At 73.0% G+C, this 17,175-nt stretch carries 8 protein-coding genes; 5 read left to right on the top strand and 3 right to left on the bottom strand.

Annotated elements, in window-relative coordinates; genetic code table 11:
* Positions 1–32: 32 nt before the first annotated feature.
* Positions 33–1,211, top strand: coding sequence for an adenylyltransferase/sulfurtransferase MoeZ (gene moeZ, locus Sri02f_RS20420; protein ID WP_109002758.1), 1,179 nt, complete (start codon positions 33–35; stop codon positions 1,209–1,211).
* Positions 1,212–1,295: 84 nt separating this feature from the next.
* On the opposite strand, the gene Sri02f_RS20415 is transcribed toward moeZ, so the two are convergent.
* The 3 genes from Sri02f_RS20415 to Sri02f_RS20405 all read right to left on the bottom strand — a co-directional run bounded on the left by Sri02f_RS20415 (position 1,296) and on the right by Sri02f_RS20405 (position 7,346).
* Positions 1,296–2,858, bottom strand: coding sequence for an alpha/beta hydrolase (locus tag Sri02f_RS20415; protein ID WP_109002757.1), 1,563 nt, complete (start codon positions 2,856–2,858; stop codon positions 1,296–1,298).
* Positions 2,859–3,013: 155 nt separating this feature from the next.
* Positions 3,014–4,570 carry an alpha/beta hydrolase gene (locus Sri02f_RS20410; protein ID WP_109002756.1) on the bottom strand — a complete coding sequence of 519 codons (1,557 nt, stop codon included), beginning with the start codon at positions 4,568–4,570 and terminating at the stop codon, positions 3,014–3,016.
* Positions 4,571–4,655: 85 nt separating this feature from the next.
* A complete protein-coding gene (locus Sri02f_RS20405) occupies positions 4,656–7,346 on the bottom strand; it encodes a lysylphosphatidylglycerol synthase domain-containing protein (protein ID WP_174855677.1) in 2,691 nt (896 codons plus the stop codon).
* A gap of 186 nt (positions 7,347–7,532) precedes the next feature.
* On the opposite strand from Sri02f_RS20405, the gene Sri02f_RS20400 reads away from it, so the two are divergent.
* From Sri02f_RS20400 to Sri02f_RS20385, 4 genes are all read left to right on the top strand, one after another.
* Positions 7,533–7,919, top strand: a complete 387-nt coding sequence (locus Sri02f_RS20400) for an MGMT family protein (RefSeq protein ID WP_109002754.1) — start codon at positions 7,533–7,535, stop codon at positions 7,917–7,919.
* A gap of 347 nt (positions 7,920–8,266) precedes the next feature.
* Positions 8,267–11,857 carry an ATP-dependent DNA helicase gene (locus tag Sri02f_RS20395; RefSeq protein WP_109002753.1) on the top strand — a complete coding sequence of 1,197 codons (3,591 nt, stop codon included), beginning with the start codon at positions 8,267–8,269 and terminating at the stop codon, positions 11,855–11,857.
* Between the two features lie 199 nt (positions 11,858–12,056).
* Entirely contained in the window at positions 12,057–15,620 is a 3,564-nt protein-coding gene (locus tag Sri02f_RS20390) for an ATP-dependent helicase (RefSeq protein WP_109002752.1), read from the top strand.
* A gap of 10 nt (positions 15,621–15,630) precedes the next feature.
* Positions 15,631–17,043, top strand: a complete 1,413-nt coding sequence (locus Sri02f_RS20385; RefSeq protein WP_109002751.1) for a dipeptidase — start codon at positions 15,631–15,633, stop codon at positions 17,041–17,043.
* The last annotated feature ends 132 nt before the right edge of the window (positions 17,044–17,175 follow it).

Below are 17,175 nucleotides of genomic sequence, written 5' to 3'. Positions count from 1 at the left end.
ACTGTAGTGATCGACCGACCAACGGAGTCCCCGTGTCGCTGCCACCCCTGGTCGAGCCAGCCTCTGAGCTCACCGTAGACGAGGTCCGACGGTACTCCCGCCACCTGATCATCCCCGATGTGGGGATGGACGGGCAGAAGCGGCTGAAGAACGCCAAGGTGCTCTGTGTCGGCGCCGGCGGCCTGGGCTCGCCGGCGCTGATGTACCTGGCCGCGGCGGGCGTGGGCACGCTCGGCATCGTGGAGTTCGACGAGGTCGACGAGTCGAACCTCCAGCGGCAGATCATCCACAGCCAGGCCGACATCGGCCGCTCCAAGGCCGCGTCCGCCCGCGACTCCGTCCTCGGCATCAACCCGTACGTGAACGTGGTCCTTCACGAAGAGCGGCTCGAAGCCGAGAACGTGATGGAGATCTTCGGTCAGTACGATCTGATCGTCGACGGCACGGACAACTTCGCGACCCGCTACCTGGTCAACGACGCGTGCGTGCTGCTCAACAAGCCGTACGTGTGGGGCTCGATCTACCGCTTCGACGGACAGGCCTCGGTCTTCTGGTCCGAGCACGGTCCCTGCTACCGCTGCCTGTACCCGGAGCCCCCGCCCCCGGGCATGGTCCCCTCCTGCGCCGAGGGCGGCGTCCTCGGCGTGCTGTGCGCGTCGATCGGCTCCATCCAGGTCAACGAGGCCATCAAGCTCCTCGCGGGCATCGGCGAGCCGCTCGTCGGCCGTCTGATGATCTACGACGCCCTGGAGATGCAGTACCGGCAGGTCAAGGTACGCAAGGACCCCGACTGCGCGGTCTGCGGCGAGAACCCCACCGTCACCGAGCTCATCGACTACGAGGCCTTCTGCGGCGTCGTCTCCGAGGAGGCCCAGCAGGCGGCGGCCGGTGCCACGATCACTCCCAAGCAGCTCAAGGAGTGGATCGACGACGGCGAGAACATCGAGATCATCGACGTCCGCGAGCCGAACGAGTACGAGATCGTCTCCATTCCGGGCGCCAAGCTGATCCCGAAGAACGAGTTCCTGATGGGCACCGCCCTGGAGGGCCTGCCGCAGGACAAGAAGATCGTCTTGCACTGCAAGACGGGTGTCCGCAGTGCGGAAGTCCTCGCCGTGCTGAAGTCCGCGGGCTTCTCGGACGCCGTGCACGTCGGCGGTGGCGTGATCGGCTGGGTCCACCAGATCGAGCCGAGCAAGCCCGTCTACTGACGGGACCGTTCGCTCCGCCCATCGGGTCGCCCGGTCGGATCGGCGGGGGCTGCGCGCCACGAGTGCGCGCAGCCCCCGCCGTCGTCATGAGCAGACCTTGCCGTCCTTCGGCACCGTCCCCTTCAGCAGGTAGGCGTTCACCGTCGAGCCGACGCAGGCGTTCCCGCTCGTGTAGGCGCCGTGCCCCTCGCCCTTCCACGTGAGCAGCACTCCGACCCCCTTGCCGAGCTCGTCCGCCATCCTGCGCGCGCCCTCGTAGGGCGTGGCCGGGTCCCCGGTGTTGCCGACCAGCAGGATCGGAGCCGAGCCCGCCGCGCTCACCTCCGGGGTGTCGTACTGTCCGGCCACCGGCCAGTCGTGGCACCAGCCGGCCGTGTCCCAGCCCAGGAAGTCCCCGAAGACGGGCGAGATCTTCTCGAACTCCGCCAGCCGCTTCTTCGTCGCCTCCGCGGTCGGCCTCTGCCGGTCGTCCAGGCACGATATGACCCGTTGGGAGTGGGCCGACGTGCCGTAGTGCCCCGAGGAGTCGCGGTCGTTGTAGCCGTCGGCGAGCGCCAGAAGCTCGGTGCCGTCCCCGTCCTTCGCCGCCGCCAGGGCGGTGGTCAGGCGCGGCCAGCTCTGCTCGCTGTACAGCGGCACGACGATGCCGGTGAGGGCGAGCGTCTGCGTCAGCTTCCGCCCGCCCGAGGTGGGCAGCGGCCTGGCGTCGAGCCGGTCCAGCAGGTCCGCGATCTCCTGGCTGCCCTTCTTCGGGTCCTCACCGGTCGACTCGAGGTAGTCGTCGAGCGCGCGCTGGAAGCCGCGCGCCTGGTTCCGCGCATGGCCCACCGCGTCGGCGCTCGGGTCGACGACCGCGTCCAGGACGACCCGCCCCACGTTCTTCGGGAACAGGTGGGCGTACACGCCGCCCAGTTCGGTGCCGTAGGAGATGCCGAAGTAGTGCATCTTCCGATCGCCGAGCACCTCGCGCATCAGGTCCATGTCGCGGGCGCTGTCGGTCGTCGACGCGTGCGCCAGCAGCGTGCCCGCCGCCTTCGCACAGCCCTTGCCGAAGTCGGTGGCGTCCTGGAAGAAGGCCTGTTCCTCGGCCGGGGTGTCGGGGGTGTAGTCCAGCGACTCGGCGGCCTGGATGTCCTTGTCGCTGCGACAGCGGACGCCCTCGCTGGCGCCGACCGAGCGCGGATCCCAGCTCACCAGGTCGTAGTGCTCGCGCAGCGAGGAGAACACGGACCCGAACGCGGGCAGCGTCGAGACGCCCGAGCCGCCGGGGCCGCCGAAGTTGAACAGCAGCGAGCCCGCCCGGTCGCCTCCGCTCGCGCGGGACCTGGCGCGCACCAGGGCGATGCCGATCGTGTCGCCGTCCGGCCTCGACCAGTCCAGGGGCGTCTTCATCGTGGCGCACTGCCAGTCGCCGTCCGGCGCGGCGGAGTCCGCGGTGTTCTTGCAGCGTCCCCAGTCCAGCTTCTGCCGGGTCAGAGAGGAGGGCAGGGCGACCGCGGCGCCCGGCGTCGCGGAGGAGCCGGTCGGGGCGTGCGCGTCGGCCGTGCTCCCCTTGCCGTCCCCGCTCCCGCCCGACGCGCCGCCACAGCCCGTCGCCAGCAGTGCGGCGGCGGCCCCCAGCGCCGTCCATCGTCCCCATCGCGCCATTGCACTTCCCCCCTCGCAGGCCGCCCGCGCTCGGCGGCGGACGGCTGTCAGGCCATGGTAGGCGGCGGACGATCCGCCCGTCGGAGCCTGTGGATAACCTTTTGACCTGCGGGTTTTCGCAATCCGCAGAGGTCCGTCCGGGAGTGCGGCGGGCGTCAGGAGCAGACGGTTCCGGCGGCGGGCACAGTGCCGTTCAGCAGGTAGCCGTTCACCGCTGCCTGCACGCACTTGTTCTTGCTGTCGTACGCGCCGTGACCCTGCCCCTTGTACGTCAGCTCGACCCCGACCCCCCGGCCCAGCGCGTCCACCATCTTGCCCGCGCCCTCGTACGGGGTCGCCGGGTCCCCGGTGTTGCCCACGACCAGGATCGGCGCGGAACCCCGCGCGCTCACGTCCGGATGGTCGGCGGCGCCCGGCACGGCCCAGTCGGTGCAACTCACCATGCCCCAGGCCAGGAAGTCCCCGAAGACGCGGGAGGCGGCGCGGAACCGGGGCAGCCTCTCCTGCACGTAGGAGGTCGAGTAGCGAGGCTTGTCGTCGGCGCAGTTGATGGAGACGTTGGCGGCCGTGAGGTTGCTGTACTCGCCGTTCTCGCTGCGCCCGTTCATCAGGTCGGACAGCAGCATCAGGGTCTGGCCGTCCCCCGCGTAGGCCTGTTCGAGGCCCTCGGTGAGGTACGTCCAGAACTCCTTGGCGTACAGCGCTTGCGCGATGCCGTTCGTCGCGGCGCTCTGGGTCAGCACCCGCGGGAAGATGCCCGGGATCGGCTTGCGGTCGAGGGCCCGCAGAAGTTCCGCGATCCGGTCCTCGACGTCGCGCGCCGTGTCCCCGACGGGACAGTCCTCCGTCTTGGACGTGCAGTCGTCGGCGAAGTTGTCGAGCGCGAGCTGGAAGCCCCTGGCCTGTCCGAGCGAGCCCTGCTCGGACGTCTGCGTGGGGTCGACGACGCCGTCGAAGACCGCCCGCCCCACGTTCTTCGGGAACAGGTGGGCGTACACGCCGCCCAGTTCGGTGCCGTAGGAGATGCCGAAGTAGTGCATCTTCCGATCGCCGAGCACCTCGCGCATCAGGTCCATGTCACGGGCCGCGTCGGTGGTCCGCACATGCGGCAGCATCTTCGCGGAGTTCTTCTCGCAGGCCGCGTTGAACTTCTTGGTGTTCTTCAGCAGGGCGGTGCGCTCCGTGGCGTCGTCGGGTGTGGAGTCCTGCTGGAAGTAGGCGTCGAGCTGCTGGTCGTTCTCGCATCGCACGCCGGCGCTGCGGCCGACGCCGCGCGGGTCGAAGCTCACCAGGTCGTAGCGGGTGCGCAGGGCCGCGTACTGGTCGCCGAAGGCGGGCAGCGTGGAGACGCCCGAGCCGCCCGGGCCGCCGAAGTTGAAGATCAGCGAGCCGATGCGCCTGCTGCGGTCGCCGTCGGCCCGGACCCTGATCAGGGCGATGCCGACGGTGTCGCCGTGCGGGTCCGCCCAGTCGAGGGGCGCCTTCATGGTGGCGCACTGCCATGCCCCGCCGTGCGGCAGCGCGGAGGGCGCACCGCCCCCTCCTTCCGCCTGCGAGGGGGCGGGACAGTCCTTCCAGGTCAGCTTCTGGGCCGTCAGCCCCTCGTCGCGTGCCCCGTCGTGTGCCTCGTCGCCGCAGCCCGCCACCAGGGAGGACAACAGCGCGCAGGCGGCGGTCACGGCGGCGACGCGCGGACGCGAGGGATTCGGCATGAACCCATCCTGCGGCGGTGTGCGGGCACGCGCGCGGGGCGCGGGCCCGTACGAGGGACGGCAGTCCGGCTCGGCCGGGCGGGCCCTACAGGGCGCCCTTGCGGCTCAGGTGGTTGAAGGCGAGCCAGCCCGGGAGCACCGGCAGCCACAGCGTCAGCAGACGGAAGAGCAGCACCGCGGGAGCCGCGACCTCCTTGGGCAGCCCGACCGCGATCAGACCGACCGTCAGGGTCGCCTCGACCGCGCCGACCCCGCCCGGCGTCGGCGCGGCGGAGCCGAGCGCGTTGCCGGCGAGGAAGACGACGGCGACGCTGGCGATGCTCAGCGAGGTCGACCCGTCGCCGAACGCGCGGATGGACGCGTCCAGGCACATCACGAAGCACGCGGTGAGCAGAAGCATGCCGCCGATGCCGGTGACCAGCTTCTGCGGCCGCTGCAGCACGTCCAGCATGCGCGGCACGACCCCGGCGAACAGCGACCTCACGCGCGTGGAGACGAACTTGCGCAGGAACGGCACCGAGGTCACCACGAGCACGAGCACCGCCACCGTGAGCAGACCCGCGATGACCGTCCGGGACGGCGACAGTGACGGCGTCTTCTCCGTCCCGGTCAGATAGCCGAACGACAGCAGCATCAGGATGTGACAGCCGAGCCCGAACAGCTGCGAGGCGCCGACGCTGGCCACCGCGAGACCCGGGCGCACCCCCGCGCGCTGCAGGAAGCGCGTGTTGAGCGCGACCCCGCCGACCGCGGCCGGAGCGACGATCTTCACGAAGGAACCGGCGACCTGGGCGCCCACCGTCCGCGGGAACGGCACCCGCTCCGGGACGAAGCCCAGCAGGCTCATCGCCGCAGCCACGTAACTCAGTGCCGAGAAGAGCACGGCGGCGGCCACCCAGCCCCACTGCGCGTTCTCGATGAGCGGGCCGAACTCGATGTGCGTGAGCTGCGTCAGCAGGAAGTACGCGCCGATGGCGCCCGCGATGAAGCTCATCAGGGTGCGCGGCCGCACCCGCTCCAGCCGGGCCGGCTCGACCGGCGCCTGGGGGCGGATGAGCAGCACCTGGTGCCGGATCTGCGTCAGCAGATCCTCCTCGCGTGCCTCCTCCACCGCCTCGTCGATGGCCCGCTTCTCGGCCCGCGCCTCAGCGCGTTCGGCCTTCTTGCCCGGCTTCTCCGGGGCGACGGTCCCGGCGTCGTCGTGGTGCGTCGCCTCCAGGCGTGCCTGTTTGGCCTGCTGGGACGCCAGCAGGACAGCCTCGCGCTCCCGCTGAGCCCGCTCGCGTGCCAGCCGGCGCAGCGTCGCGCGCGTGGAGCGCGTCAGCGCGATGGGCTGCAGCATCGGCAGGCAGTCCGCGACCGCGTCCGGTCCGAGCACGCCCACCGCGGAGGTCACCGCACGCTCGGCGCCGACCCGCAGCCCGAGCGTGGTCACCAGCTGGGCGACGTCCATGCGCAGCAGCAGGTCGCCGGCCGCGATCTCGCCGCCGCGCAGATCGGTGAGGATCACCGTGCCGGAACGATCCACCAGGATCGCGTCGCCCGCGAGCCGGCGGTGCGCGATCCGCCGCGACTGCAGCGCCCGCACCTGGTGCCAGGCGTTGCGCAGCAGATCGTCGGTGATCTCCTCGTCCGCCAGCGAGTCGAGAGTGCGGCCGCCGGTGTGCTCGTAGACGAGCATCACCGCGTCGGGGCCGAGTTCCGAGGTCGCGATCAGCTTCGGCGCGTTGGCGCCCGCCGCGATGGCCGCGTAGGCGAGCAGCGCCTCCTGCTCCAGCGCCTGGCGCAGCGACTGCAGGCTGCTGCGGGTGGCGAAGCCGCGCAGGGCCAGATTGCGCCACGCGCGGTAGAAGAACCCCTGGGCCTGCTGCTCCCGGTCGACGACGGTGACGTCCAGCGGCGGACCGTCCTCCAGGGTGACGAAGTAGCGTCGGCCGCGGTCTCCCTCGGCGGCGTCCGGGACCTCTTCGCGGGCCGCGCTCACCGGGCGGAACCCGACGTGCCGCAGGCCCGCCATCAGCGTCCGTCCCGTGGGGCGCACGTTCGGTGAGCCGACCGCGTACAGCGTCCCGTACGCGACGGTCCAGCCGATCAGCACCGTGAGGATGATCGAGAAGGGCGTCGTGTAGCCGGTGACGAGCATGGAGAAGGCGTCCAGCAGCAGCACGATCCACAGCACCGAGCGCCAGCGCGGCCGCCGCGACATGCCGACGGCCGTCATGTAGGCGATGACGGGCGCCAGGTAACCGTGCACCGGGTCGGTGAGGGCGTGGATGTCACCGGGGGAGGGCTGGGTGAGCGCCTCCTGGATCGATCCCGGAGCGCCCTGGGCGACCCACAGATCGGTGGCGAGGGTCACGCCGTGCGCGAGGACCGCCGCGAGCACGCCGTCGGCGATGCGCAGTCCGTCCCGCTTGATCAGCCGCTCGATCGCGAACGCGACGGGCACCAGCAGGATCGCGATGCTGGACGCCAGCCCCGCGATCTTGATCAGGAGATCGGGCGCCTGCCCGGTGCCCTTGTTGATGTCCTGTTCGAGGCCCGAGGTGGTTCCGTGCGCGAAGGCGGCGATGGCCAGCAGGACGACGACGGCGAGCACGCCGATCAGCAGGCGCATCAGGTCGGAGGGACGGTGCACGCGCGCGGGAAGCAGGGGTTCGTCGCCCTCCACCTCGTCGATGTGCACCTCCTCCGGCGGCTCGTCTGCGACGTCAGGGCGCGACGCAGCGTCAGAGGTGCTTTCCGCGCCCTCAGGTTGCACGCCCTGCTGCTTCATCGTCTCTTCTTGGTCTCGTATCACCGGTCACCGCCCGCACGATGGTGGCATGCCGCACCGACACACGGGGGCATCAGGGTGCAAATGCGGGGGCGCACAGTCTGCCCGACGGACCGCCGGTGTGCGAGGGGCACACGGAGTCACGGGCCCGTCGCATTGTCGGTGCCGTGAGGCAGGATGGGGCGGATGAGTGAGCAGAGCCTTCCGGACGACGCCCGCCCGGAGTACACCGACGCGCTGCCGGAGTACGCCGAGCGGGTCCTCGAGGTCGCGGAGCTGATCCCGCCCGGGCGGGTCATGACGTACGGGGACGTCGCGGAATGGCTGCAGGAGGGCGGGCCGAGACAGGTAGGCCGGGTGATGGCGCTCTACGGCGGCGCCGCCCCGTGGTGGCGTGTGGTGCGCGCGGACGGGGTGCTGCTCCCCGGCCACGAGCTGCGCGCGCTGAACCACTACCGCGCCGAGGGCACCCCGCTGAAGGAGGCGAGCAGGGCGGCCGAGGGCCATGTGCCGCGTCTCGACATGAGACGGGCGAGATGGGACGGCGGCGAGGACGCGGGAGGTCACACCTGACAGCTTCCGCCATCGCGGGAGGCTGGGGGGATCTTGTGGCCCGTACGGGGGAAACGGCGCGAAAAGGGCACGTCCGTGACATGGCGTACGTTCGAGGGGCGAGGGACGCGCCGGGCCTGCGGGCCGGGAGGGCTGTGCGGGCAAGCCAAGCCGTCCGGGCGACCAGGGTCGCGTGGGCGACGAGGGTCGCGTGGGCGACCAGGGTCGCGTGGGAAGAAGCGGAAGCTGTCTTTCCGGGCTGCCGGTCGGCGTAGCGTCGGCTGCACACGTCCCCCTCATCCCGCGATCACCGCTCTTCCCGAGCGTCGCTCCGTCAACCAGCACACCCACCAGGACCGGCGAACCACGTGAGCTCCTCTTCCTCCACCAGGCGCCTGCCGCACCCCCAGGGGCGACAGGGCAACCGTGGCGCTTACCGACTGGTGCGTACCCCGGCGGCCCGGGTGGACCCCCCTCGTCTGGACGCCGCCCAGCGCTCGGTGGTTGACCACGGCACCGGTCCGCTGCTCGTCCTGGCGGGACCGGGCACGGGGAAGACCACCACGCTCGTCGAGTCCGTGGCGGCGAGGATCGCCCGCGGCGGCGACCCCGCGCGCATCCTGGTGCTCACCTTCAGCCGCAAGGCGGCCGTCGAACTGCGCGACCGGATGGCCCTGCGCATGGGCGCCGCCCACGCGCCCCAGGCGACCACCTTCCACTCGTACTGCTACGCCCTGGTCCGCGCCCACCAGGACGCCGAGCTGTTCGTCGAACCCCTGCGGCTGCTGTCCGGCCCCGAGCAGGACGTGGCGGTCCGTGAGCTGCTCGCCGGCCAGCTCGACCTGCAACGGCTCGGCCTCGCGCACGTGCGGTGGCCGGGCGAACTGCGCGCCTGCCTCACCACCCGCGGTTTCGCCGACGAGGTCCGCGCGGTGCTGGCCCGCACACGCGAGCTGGGCCTCGACCCCGCTTCCCTGGACGCCTTCGCCCACCGCATCGGCCGTCCCGACTGGCGGGCCGCCGCCGCCTTCCTGGCCGAGTACCTCGACGTGCTCGACCTGCACGGCGTGATCGACTACGCGGAACTCGTCCACCGGGCGGTCCTCCTCGCCCACCGCGCCGAGGTCGCCGAGCAGCTCGCCGCGCAGTACGACGCGGTGTTCGTCGACGAGTACCAGGACACCGACCCCGCCCAGGTGCGGCTGCTGCACGCCCTCGCCGGCGGCGGCCGCACCCTGGTCGCCTTCGGCGACCCCGACCAGTCGATCTACACCTTCCGCGGTGCCGACGTGAACGGCATCCTGGACTTCCCGCAGGCCTTCCCCCGCCGCGACGGCCGTCCGGCCCCCGTCGAGGTCCTGCGCACCTCCCGTCGCTCCGGAGCAGCCCTGCTGGCCGCCACCCGGCTGCTGACCCGGCGGATGCCGCTGACCCGCCTGCCCGCCGAGAAGGTCCGCGCGCACCGGGAACTCTCCGCCGCCCGGGACGGCGGCAGCGTCGAGGTCCACACGTACCCGACCTCGGGCGCCGAGCTCGACAACGTCGCCGACATCCTGCGTCGGGCGCACCTGGAGGACGGCGTGCCGTGGGGCGAGATGGCCGTCCTGGTGCGCGCCGGCTCCCGCACGATCCCGACGGTCCGCCGCGCCCTCACGGCCGCCGGCGTCCCCCTCGACATCGACGGCGACGACCTCCCCCTGCGCCACGAACCGGCGGTCGCCCCCCTTCTGGCGGCACTGCGGGCGGTCGCCACGGCAGAGGCCGCCCCGCCGCAGGCGACCGCCTCGACGCCACCCGCCGAGGACCCCCAGCCCGAGGACGCCGAGCCCGAAGGCGCGCATGCCCCGGAGACGGCACGGGACATCGAGGACGCGCGGAACACCGGTGGCCCGGGGGACAAGGACAGCGACGACGCGCGGAACCCCGAAGGCCCGCGGGACACCGATGGCGCGGGAAACCCCGACGCTACGGGGGACCCCGAGGGTGCGGGAAACCCCGACGGCGCGGGGGACCCTGACGGCGCCGAGGGCGCGGAAGCGGTGGTGTCCGTGGAGCGCGCCCAGGACGCCGGAAGCGCCGACGGCTGCTGGCTCGACACCGACACCGCCCTCACCCTGCTCGCCTCGCCTCTCGCCGGCATGGACGCCGCCGATCTGCGCCGCCTCGGCCGTGCGCTGCGCGACGAGGAACGTGCTGCTGGAGACCCGCTGCCGCCGCCCTCCGACGTTCTGCTCGCACGTGCGCTGGCCCAGCCGGAGCGGCTGGTCGCCCACGACCCGGCCTACGCGCGCGGCGCCCAGCGCCTGGGCGCGCTGCTGGCTACGGCCCGTGAGCGTCTCGCGCGTGGCGGCACGGCCGAGGAGGCGTTGTGGGACCTCTGGGACGGCACACCCTGGCCCGCGCGCCTGGAGCGGGCCGCCCGGCGCGGCGGCGCGGCCGGCCGCAACGCCGACCGGGACCTTGACGCCGTGTGCGCGCTGTTCGCCACCGCCGCGCGCGCGGAGGAACGCACCGGCGGGCGCGGCGCCCTGAACTTCCTGGCCGAGATCGAGGCCGAGGACATCGCCGCCGACACCCTCGCGCGGCGGGCCGTGCGCCCCGACGCGGTGCGTCTGATGACCGCCCACCGCGCCAAGGGCCTGGAGTGGAGCCTTGTCGTGGTGGCCGGCGTGCAGGAGGGCCTGTGGCCGGACCTGCGCCGCCGCGGCTCCCTCCTGGAGGCCGACCGCATCGGCCGCGACGGACTCGCCGAGCCGCTCACCCCGGGTGCGCTGCTCGCCGAGGAGCGCCGCCTCTTCTACGTGGCCGCCACCCGCGCGCGGGAGCGGCTCGTCGTCACCGCCGTGAAGGCGCCCGCGGACGACGGCGACCAGCCCTCCCGCTTCCTGACCGAACTCGGCGTCGAACCCAAGGACGTGACGAGCCGCCCCCGCCGCCCCCTGTCGGTCGCCGCTCTGGTCGCCGAACTGCGCGCCACGACGGTCGACCCGCGCGCCTCCGCCACGCTCAGGGAGGCCGCCGCCCGTCGCCTGGCCCGGCTCGCGGCGCTCGCCGACGAGGACGGCAGGCCCCTGGTGCCGGCCGCCCACCCCTACCGCTGGTGGGGCATGTTCGAGCCGACCGAGAGCAAGGTGCCGCTGCGCGACCGCGACCAGCCGGTCGTGCTCTCCGGCAGTGCCCTCGACCAGCTCGCCAACACCTGTGCGCTGCAGTGGTTCCTGGGCCGCGAGGTGAAGGCCGACGCCCCCGCCACCGTCGCCCAGGGCTTCGGCAACGTGGTGCACGTCCTCGCCGACGAGGTCGCCTCCGGGCACACCCCGGCCGACCTCGACGTCCTCATGGAACGCCTCGACTCCGTGTGGAACGCCCTCGCCTTCGACGCCCCCTGGAAGTCCGCACAGGAGAAGGCACACGCGCGTGTGGCGCTCGAACGCTTCCTGCAGTGGCATGTGATGGACCGCACGGGCCGCACACCCGTCGCCAGCGAACACGACTTCGACGTCACGCTCGAAGCCGGCGAGTACGAGGTCCGCATCCGCGGCCAGATGGACCGCGTGGAGGCGGACGGCGACGGCCGCGCCTACGTCGTCGACTTCAAGACGGGCAAGCAGGCGCCCACCGCGCGCGAGGTGGAGCGGCACCCCCAGCTTGCCGTCTACCAGCTCGCCGTGCGCGAAGGCGCCGTCGACGAGGCCTTCGACGGCGTACGGCCCGTGCCGGGCGGGGCCGAACTCGTCCAGCTGCGCCAGGGCGCCGCCAAGCGGGACGGCGGCGACGTCCTGCCCAAGGTGCAGGCCCAGGGGCCGCTGGAGGGGGAGTGGGTCGGCGACCTGCTCGCCACGGCCGCCGGCAAGGTCCTCGACGAGCGGTTCACCCCGACCGCCGGCCAGCAGTGCGCCCACTGCGCGTTCCGCGCCTCCTGCAGCGCCCGGCCCGAAGGGCGGCACGTCGTCGAGTGAGCCGAGCCGCCCGCGCGAACCGAAGGAGCCGGGGTGGACGAGTGAGTCGAGAAAGCCGGGGGAACAGGCGTCGGCAGCTGCCGGGCGATGTCCTCCGGCGCCGGTGTGACGGACCGCACCACCACCGCTGACCTGTGCTTCTCCCGGAGTGGCGGGCGATTTGTCATCGAGTGTCAGTGGCCGCCGCTAGCCTCTCCTCATGCCCGCCCGTATCAGCGATCCCGAGCAGCTCAAGGAGCTCCTCGGGATCCCCTTCACCCCGGAGCAGACGGCCTGCATCACCGCGCCGCCCGCCCCGCAGGTGATCGTGGCCGGAGCCGGGTCGGGCAAGACGACCGTGATGGCGGCGCGCGTGGTGTGGCTGGTCGGCACCGGCCAGGTCGCTCCCGAGCAGGTCCTCGGCCTGACCTTCACCAACAAGGCCGCCGGAGAACTCGCCGAGCGCGTCCGCAAGGCACTCGTCAGGGCAGGCGTCACCGACCCCGACGTCATCGACCCCGACAACCCGCCGGGCGAGCCCGCGATCTCCACCTACCACGCCTTCGCCGGCCGTCTGCTGACCGATCACGGCCTGCGCATCGGGCTGGAGCCGACGGCCCGCCTGCTCGCCGACGCCACCCGCTACCAGCTCGCCGCGCGCGTGCTGCGCGAGGCGCCCGGCCCCTACCCGTCGCTCACCCGCTCCTTCGCCGACCTGATCAGCGACCTCCTCACGCTCGACGCCGAGCTCGCCGAGCACCTCGTGCGGCCCGAGGACCTGCGCCGGTGGGACGCCGGGCTGCTGCACTCCCTGGAGGGGGCCGAACTCACCAACGCCGATCTGCGCAAGGCGCCGGAGACGGCCGCCGCCCGGCGCGAACTGGCCGACCTGGTGCTGCGTTACCGGGCCGCCAAACGCGAGCGCGACCTGCTCGACTTCGGCGACCAGATCGCCCTGGCCGCCCGACTGGCCCAGGTTCCCGAAGTGGGCCCCCTTCTGCGGGACGAGTTCCGCGTGGTCCTGCTCGACGAGTACCAGGACACGTCGGTGGCCCAGCGCATCCTCCTGGCCGGCCTGTTCGGCGGCGGCACCGGCCACCCCGTGACCGCCGTCGGCGACCCCTGCCAGGCGATCTACGGCTGGCGCGGCGCGTCCGTCGCCAACCTCGACGACTTCCCAGAACACTTCGCGCACGCCGACGCAAGCAGGGCGCGTCGCCAGTCCCTCAGCGAGAACCGCCGCAGCGGCGGCCGCCTCCTGGACCTCGCGAACGGCCTCGCCGAGCCCCTGCGCGCCATGCACGCGGGCGTGGAGGCGCTCAGCCCCGCCCCCGGCGCCGAACGCGACGGAGTGGTCCGCTGCGCCCTGCTGCCCACGCATGCCGAGGAGATGGACTGGATCGCCGACAACGTCGCCCATCTCGTGCGCACCGGCAAGGCGCCAGGCGAGATCGCCGTCCTGTGCCGCACGGCCACCGACTTCGCGGAGATCCAGGGCGCGTTGGTCGCCCGGGACGTGCCCGTCGAGGTGGTGGGGCTGTCCGGGCTCCTGCATCTGCCCGAGGTCGCCGACCTCGTCGCCGTCTGCGAGGTCCTTCAGGATCCCGGAGCCAACGCGTCCCTGGTCCGGCTGCTCAGCGGCCCGCGCTGGCGCATCGGCCCGCGCGACCTCGCTCTCCTGGGCCGGCGGGCCCGGCGGCTCGTCAGCCACGCGCGCGGGGACGGCGAGGACGACCCGGACCGCCGGCTCGCCGAGGCCGTCGAAGGGGTCGACCCGTCCGAGGTGATATCGCTCGCGGACGCCCTCGACACCTTCCTGGAGACGCCCCTGTACGGCGACGGAGGCGCCGGGGACGACGACGGGCTGCCCTTCTCGCCGGACGCGCGCGTGCGCTTCGCACGCCTCGCCGCCGAACTGCGCGACCTGCGCCGCTCGCTGGCCGACCCTCTGATGGACGTCCTGCACCGCGTCCTGGCCGTCACCGGGCTGGAGGTCGAACTGTCGGCGTCCCCGCACGCCCTGGCCGCCCGCCGCCGCGAGACCCTGTCCAACTTCCTCGACATCGCCGCCTCCTTCGCCGCCCACGAGAGCGAGGCGAGCCTGCTGGCCTTTCTCGGCTTCCTGCGAACCGCCGCCCAGTACGAGAAGGGCCTCGACAACGCGCTCCCCGGCGGCGAGAACACCGTCAAGGTGCTCACCGCGCACCGCTCCAAGGGCCTGGAGTGGGACGTCGTGGTCGTCCCCGGCCTGGTCGACGGCGCCTTCCCCAGCGGTCAGGGCCGCGAGAAGTGGACCGCGCAGGCCAAGGTGCTGCCGCACGAGCTGCGCGGCGACGCCGACACGCTCCCCGACGTGGCGTCCTGGGACGCGCGCGGCATGAAGGCCTTCCACGAGGCCATGAAGGAACATCAGCACACCGAGGAGCTCCGCCTCGGCTACGTCACCTTCACCCGGCCGCGCTCCCTCCTTCTGGGCTCCGGCCACTGGTGGGGTCCCACCCAGAAGAAGCCGCGCGGTCCATCCGTCTTCCTCCAGGCCCTGCACGACCACTGCGCGGCCGGACACGGCGAGATCGAGGTCTGGGCGGACGAGCCGGAGGAGGGCGCGGAGAACCCCGCCCTGCACCGGGCCACCCTCGACCAGGTGTGGCCGCTCCCGCTGGACGACGCCGCGCTGGCCCGCCGCCGCGCCGCCGCCGAGACGGTCCTCGCCCACCTGGAGAACCTCGCCGCACACGAGGACGGCCACGCGGCGGCCGCCCACGACCCGGACGCCTACGACGACCCCGACTGGCCCCCTCCGCCGGACGAGGACGAGGACGAGCCGCCCTACGACGAGGCCGACCCCTTCGAGGACGAGCCCTTCGAAGACGTGACCTTCGAGGACGCGCCCTTCGAGGACACGACTGCTGAGGCCGCGCCCTTCGCGGACCGCCCCGTCGCAGCCCGCCCCTCCGTGCCACACCAGGCCACGGCCCCCGAGCTCGGCGCCGCGCGCCCGCGCGGGAACCGTCTCACCCCCGAGGAGGCCCGCGCCGTCGCCTCCTGGGACCGTGACCTCGACGCGCTCGCCGGGGAACTGATGCGCGCCCGCCGGAGCGTGACGGACGTCCCTCTTCCGACGACCCTGACCGCCTCACAGGTGCTGCGCCTGGCCGCGGACCCGGACGGTCTCGCCCAGGAACTCGCGCGCCCCATGCCACGCCCCCCGCAACCGGCCGCGCGCCGGGGCACCCGGTTCCACGCCTGGGTGGAGGCCCGCTTCGAGGAACTGACGCTCCCCCTGCTCGGGCCGGACGAACTGCCCGGGGACGACGCCGAGATCGCCGACGAACGCGACCTGCAGGAGCTCAAGGACGCCTTCGAACGCAGCGAGTACGCCCACCGCACGCCCTACCGCGTCGAGGCGCCCTTCCAGCTCGCCCTCGCGGGCCGCGTCGTGAGGGGCCGCATCGACGCCGTCTACAAGGAGGGCGACGGAGACTCGGCGACCTACGACATCCTCGACTGGAAGACCCACCGCGCTCGCACCGCCGACCCCCTCCAGCTCGCGCTGTACCGGCTGGCGTGGGCCGAGCAGCAGGGCGTCCCCGTGGAATCCGTCACAGCGGGGTTCCTGTACGTGCGCACCGGCGACGTCGTACGCCCGCAGGGACTGCCCGATCGTGCCGCGCTGGAGCGCCTGTTGACCGGGGAAGAGGCCGCCGGGAGCGACCGCGACGCGCCGGCCGGGCGGGCACAGCGCGTCCATGGGCCCGGCGAGGACGCCGGCGCGGGCCGATAGGCTCGTGACCATGAGCCATCCCGTTGACAGTGCCGTCAGCGCCGTCCGCACGTACATCGAGCAGCATCGCGCCGCCTTCCTCGACGACCTCGCCGAGTGGCTGCGCATCCCGTCGGTGTCGGCCCAGCCCGACCACGCGCCCGACGTGCGGCGCAGCGCGGACTGGCTCGCCGCCAAGCTCAGGGAGACCGGCTTCCCCACCGTGGAGGTCTGGCCGACGCCGGGTGCGCCGGCCGTGTACGCCGAGTGGCCGTCCGGCGATCCGCAGGCTCCCACCGTCCTGGTCTACGGCCATCACGACGTGCAGCCCGCCGCCCGCGAGGACGGCTGGGACACCGACCCCTTCGAGCCCGTCGTGCGCGAGAACCGTCTCTACGCGCGCGGGGCGGCCGACGACAAGGGCCAGGTCTTCTTCCACACCCTGGGGGTACGCGCCCACCTCGCCGCCACCGGCCGCCCGGCCCCGGCCGTCACCCTCAAGCTGCTGATCGAGGGCGAGGAGGAGTCCAGCTCCCCGAACTTCCGCGAGCTGGTCGAGCGGCAGGCGGAGCGGCTCGCCGCGGACGCCGTGATCGTCTCCGACACCGGCATGTGGTCCGAGGACACCCCGACCGTGTGCACCGGCATGCGCGGTCTCGCCGAGTGCGAGATCCGGCTCTTCGGCCCCGACCAGGACATCCACTCGGGCTCCTTCGGCGGCGCCGTGCCCAACCCGGCCACCGCGGTCGCGCGCCTGGTGGCGGCCCTGCACGACGGCCACGCGCGCGTGGCCGTCCCCGGCTTCTACGACGGAGTCGTCGAGCTCACCGACCGTGAGCGCGAACTCTTCGCCGAGCTGCCCTTCGACGAGGAGCAGTGGCTGCGCACCGCCAGGTCGCACGCCGCCCACGGCGAGGCGGGACACTCCACCCTGGAGCGCATCTGGGCCCGCCCCACCGCCGAGGTCAACGGCATCGGCGGCGGCTACCAGGGCCCCGGCAGCAAGACGATCGTCCCGTCCTCGGCGTTCGTGAAGCTGTCCTTCCGACTCGTCGCCGGCCAGGACCCCGAGCGCGTCGAGAAGGCCGTCCGCGCGTGGGCCGCCGAGCAGCTGCCCGCCGGGATCCGGCACGAGATCACCTTCAGCCCGGCCACCCGCCCGTGTCTGACCCCGCTCGACCACCCGGCGCTGCAGTCCGTGGTCCGCGCCATGGGCCGCGCCTTCGAAGCGCCCGTCCGCTTCACCCGCGAGGGCGGCTCCGGACCGGCCGCCGACCTGCAGGAGGTCCTCGGCGCCCCCGTGCTCTTCCTGGGCATCTCCGTCCCCTCGGACGGCTGGCACGCGCCGAACGAGAAGGTCGAGCTGGACCTCCTCCTCAAGGGCGTCGAGACCGCCGCCCACCTCTGGGGCGACCTCGCGGAGAACTGGCGTCATGCGCCCTGACGTCGCCGATCGGCCCGGAGGGCCCGCGCGCGGGGCGCAGACTGGAGAGACCGCCCCGCACCACGGCACCGCACCCGAACCGGTCGTCGCCTTCTGTACGTCCCACTGAACCGCCCGCCGAAACAACCGTTC

This window comes from Streptomyces rishiriensis, assembly GCF_003112535.1.
In the GTDB taxonomy this organism is placed as follows: Bacteria; Actinomycetota; Actinomycetes; order Streptomycetales; family Streptomycetaceae; genus Streptomyces; species Streptomyces rishiriensis.
The sequence above is the reverse complement of the archived record's forward strand: the minus strand, read 5'-3'. Positions and strand labels throughout refer to the sequence as shown.